Raw genomic sequence first — 3,347 nt, 5'->3', positions numbered from 1 at the left:
ATGGCATTTTCATTCGAAATCCTTACAGCAGGGGCTTCACGACACAACAACTTGGCAATGCCGCTCGGCGCAGTGCTTGTCTGGCGCTTGCTGCCACCCTCGCGGCATTTCGAGCCGCGCCGGCTGTCGCTGGGCAATGCGATTTCCGGCTATGCGCTGCATCTGGGCAATCCGCTGCTGCGGCGGCTGTTCCTGACCGGCTTCCTGATCATGGGCAGCTTCGTTGCCTTCTTCAATTACATCAGCTTCCACCTGATGCGTGAACCGATCGCACTCAGCCAATCGGCGGTGGGGTGGCTCAGCCTCGTCTATCTGCTTTCCACCGTCACCTCGGCTCGCGTCGGCGCGCTTGCCGACAGGCTCGGAGCGCGCAAGGTGCTGATCGGAGCGCTCGGCGTGGCTGTCTTTGGCGTAGGGCTGACGATAATCGATCAGGTCGTACCGGCCATTCTGGGTGTTGCGATCTTCATCTGCGGCTTCTTCGCGGCCCATGCGGTGGTGAGCGGCCGGGTCGGCCGCTCGGCCCGACAGGCACGGGCACAGGCCACCTCACTCTATCAGATCTTCTTCTACCTCGGTGCCAATGTCGCCGGATCTCTCGGCGGCCAGCTCTGGCAACGTGCCGATTGGGCGGGGGTCAGCCTGATGCTGACGGCAATGCTGCTGCTGAGTGCAGTCCTGGCATTCCGGTCCCGCTAGACTTCGGTCTCGGCGCGGATTCCCGCGAAGGCCGGCATTGTTCGCTGGCGCCGGACTGCCTGCAGACCGGCGCGGGTTCTCCGCAAACGGGACACGAGGCCACTCGAATTCACCGAAATCGCGCGCAGGGGCTTGAATTCATAGACGACTGGTCTATTTTTAATCCATGACCCAAGCGACCCTCACTCCAAAGGCCACGGCGACGCGGCAGCACATTCTCGAAACCGGCCATGCGCTGGTCCTGCAAAAGGGCTTTTCCGGCCTTGGGCTGCAGGAGATTCTGAAGAACTCCGGCGTGCCCAAAGGATCCTTCTACCATTACTTCGCCTCTAAAGAGGCGTTCGGGACCGCGCTGCTTCAGCACTATGTCGAAAACTATGCCGAGCGCCTATCGCAGTTGCTGGCCGCTCCCGCTACTGGCCACGACCGACTGATGCGCTATTTCCGCGCCTGGCTGCACGACCCAGTCGATGTCTCGCGTCCCGGCTGGGCCGAAGATTGCCTAGTGGTCAAACTCTCGGCCGAGGTGGCCGATCTGTCCGAGGACATGCGGCTGGTCCTCCAGGGTGGCGTTGGCCGCCTGATCGACCGCACCGCGGCACTGATCATCGAAGGGCGGGGCGACAGATCCCTGCCCGACGGCGCCGATCCCGCGCGGCTGGCACAGGTGATATACCAGATGTGGCTGGGGGCCGCGCTGCTGGCAAAACTGACCCGAAGCCCGGCGCCGATGCAGGCCGCGCTTTCCGCCACCGAAACCCTGCTGGCCTGCCCCGGCCAGCCCTGACACCGGAGCAACCCCATGAAAATCTTCTACAAGACCCGCGCCACCGCCACCGGAGGCCGCTCGGGCCATACCGAGCTTGACGACGGCAGCCTCGGCTTCGACCTGACCCGCCCCGGTGCGGGCCAGACCGGCGTCAACCCGGAGCAGCTGTTCGCGCTCGGCTATGCCGCCTGTTTCGACAGCGCCTTTGCCATGGTCGCCCAGCAGCGCAAGCTCGAGGTCACCGGCAAGACTTCGGTCGAGGTCGGCATCGGCCAGCGCCCCGAGGGCGGCTATGCGCTGGACATCGACATCCATGTCGAAACCCATGGCGTCACCGAGGCCGAGGCCCGCGCGCTGATCGAGGCGACCCATCAGGTCTGCCCCTATTCCAATGCCACCCGTGGCAATATCGACGTGCGCCTGCACGTCACCGCCCTGTGAAGGAGACCCCCATGCGCAGTGCCATCCACAACGTGTTCGGCGATCCGGCCGAGGTTCTTGCCCTTGGGGAGGCCCCGCGTCCCGAGCCGGGCCCCGGCCAGGTACGGATCAAAACCATCCTCGCGCCGATCCACAACCACGATCTCTGGACCGTGCGCGGCAGCTATGGCTACAAGCCCGAACTGCCCGCGATCGGCGGCAGCGAGGCGGTGGGCACGGTCGAGGCGCTTGGTCCCGATGTCAGCGGCGTGGCGCTTGGCCAGCGGGTCGCCGTCGCCTCGGTGCATGGCGCCTGGGCCGAGTATTTCCTGGCGCCCGCCAATGGCCTGGTCCCGGTCCCCGAGGCCATTTCGGACGAGGCCGCGGCCCAGCTGATCGCCATGCCGTTCAGCGCGATCTCGCTGCTGGACTTCCTGCAGGTGGCGGAAGGCGACTGGATCATCCAGAACACCGCCAATGGCGCGGTCGGCAAGACGCTGGCCATGCTGGCGGCCGGGCGCGGCGTCAATGTGGTGAACCTCGTGCGCCGCGATGCCGGCATTGCCGAAATGGACGCACTGGGCATAGCCAACACCGTCTCGACCGCCTCGGACGGCTGGCAGGACCGGGTCCGCGCGCTGACCGGAGCCGCCCCGATCCGCGCCGCGGTCGATTCCATCGGCGGCAGCGCCAGCCGCGATCTGATGGGCCTGCTGGGCGAGAATGGCACACTCGTGTCGTTCGGGACCATGGCGGGCGAGCCGATGCAGATTCCCTCGGGCGAGGTGATTTTCAAACAGGCGACAGTCAAGGGCTTCTGGGGCGCCAAGGTCAGCGCCGCGATGCCGGCCGAGAAGCGCGTGGCCCTCATCGGCGAGCTGCTTCGGCTGGTGGCCAGCGGCGCGCTGAAACTCCCGGTCGAGGGCGTCTTCGGGCTGGACCGGATCGGCGAGGCGGTTCAGGCTTCGCTGGCACCGGGCAAGGCCGGCAAGGTGCTGTTGCGGCCCTGAGCGCCCCCGAGCAAAGGATGAAACGATGATCGCCAATATCCTGATCGCCCTGATTGCGGCGCTGCATCTCTCCATCCTCGCGCTCGAGATGTTCCTGTGGGACAAGCCCGCTGGCATGCGCGCCTTTGGTCTGAAGCCCGAGTTTGCCAGCGCCACCCGGGCGCTGGCCGCCAATCAGGGGCTTTACAACGGCTTTCTGGCGGCGGGGCTGATCACCGGGCTGGTGATGGGCGAGGCCGGCATCGCCTTCAAGCTGTTCTTTCTGATCTGCGTGGCGGTGGCGGGTGTCTTCGGCGCCGTCACCTCCAGCCGCAAGATCCTGTTTGTCCAGACCCTCCCGGCGCTTGTGGGGCTTAGTGCGCTGCAAACAGGTTGGTGAAAGTTAGAACGGCATTGCCAAGTTATTTTCACCTGGTGTGTTGCAGTCTGTGTGAAGCCGGTCACGCGGT

Annotated in this window: 5 protein-coding genes; all 5 read left to right on the top strand. The window is 65.4% G+C overall.

What is annotated here, in order from left to right; all coding sequences use genetic code 11:
- On the top strand, window positions 1-699 hold a 699-nt coding region (locus EP867_RS19150; RefSeq protein ID WP_128491035.1), incomplete at its 5' end, for an MFS transporter.
- A gap of 166 nt (window positions 700-865) precedes the next feature.
- On the top strand, window positions 866-1,486 hold the full coding sequence (locus EP867_RS19145) for a TetR/AcrR family transcriptional regulator (protein ID WP_128491034.1): 621 nt from the start codon (window positions 866-868) through the stop codon (window positions 1,484-1,486).
- A gap of 15 nt (window positions 1,487-1,501) precedes the next feature.
- Complete coding sequence (locus EP867_RS19140) at window positions 1,502-1,909, top strand: organic hydroperoxide resistance protein (RefSeq protein ID WP_128491033.1); 408 nt, start codon at window positions 1,502-1,504, stop codon at window positions 1,907-1,909.
- Window positions 1,910-1,920: 11 nt separating this feature from the next.
- Window positions 1,921-2,898: a zinc-binding dehydrogenase gene (locus EP867_RS19135; RefSeq protein WP_128491032.1), complete on the top strand. Its 978-nt coding sequence runs from the start codon at window positions 1,921-1,923 to the stop codon at window positions 2,896-2,898.
- Window positions 2,899-2,923: 25 nt separating this feature from the next.
- A complete protein-coding gene (locus tag EP867_RS19130) occupies window positions 2,924-3,277 on the top strand; it encodes a DUF1304 domain-containing protein (protein WP_128491031.1) in 354 nt (117 codons plus the stop codon).
- Window positions 3,278-3,347: the final 70 nt, after the last annotated feature.

It is taken from the genome of Falsigemmobacter intermedius (assembly GCF_004054105.1).
Classification (GTDB): domain Bacteria; phylum Pseudomonadota; class Alphaproteobacteria; order Rhodobacterales; family Rhodobacteraceae; genus Wagnerdoeblera; species Wagnerdoeblera intermedia.
This window is presented reverse-complemented; position numbering and strand designations above follow the sequence as displayed.

Coding starts and splice junctions, on each gene's coding strand:
- EP867_RS19140 (WP_128491033.1), top strand. CDS start 1,502: ATGAAAATCTTCTACAAGACCCGCGCCACCGCCACCGGAGGCCGCTCG.
- EP867_RS19135 (WP_128491032.1), top strand. CDS start 1,921: ATGCGCAGTGCCATCCACAACGTGTTCGGCGATCCGGCCGAGGTTCTT.
- EP867_RS19145 (WP_128491034.1), top strand. CDS start 866: ATGACCCAAGCGACCCTCACTCCAAAGGCCACGGCGACGCGGCAGCAC.
- EP867_RS19130 (WP_128491031.1), top strand. CDS start 2,924: ATGATCGCCAATATCCTGATCGCCCTGATTGCGGCGCTGCATCTCTCC.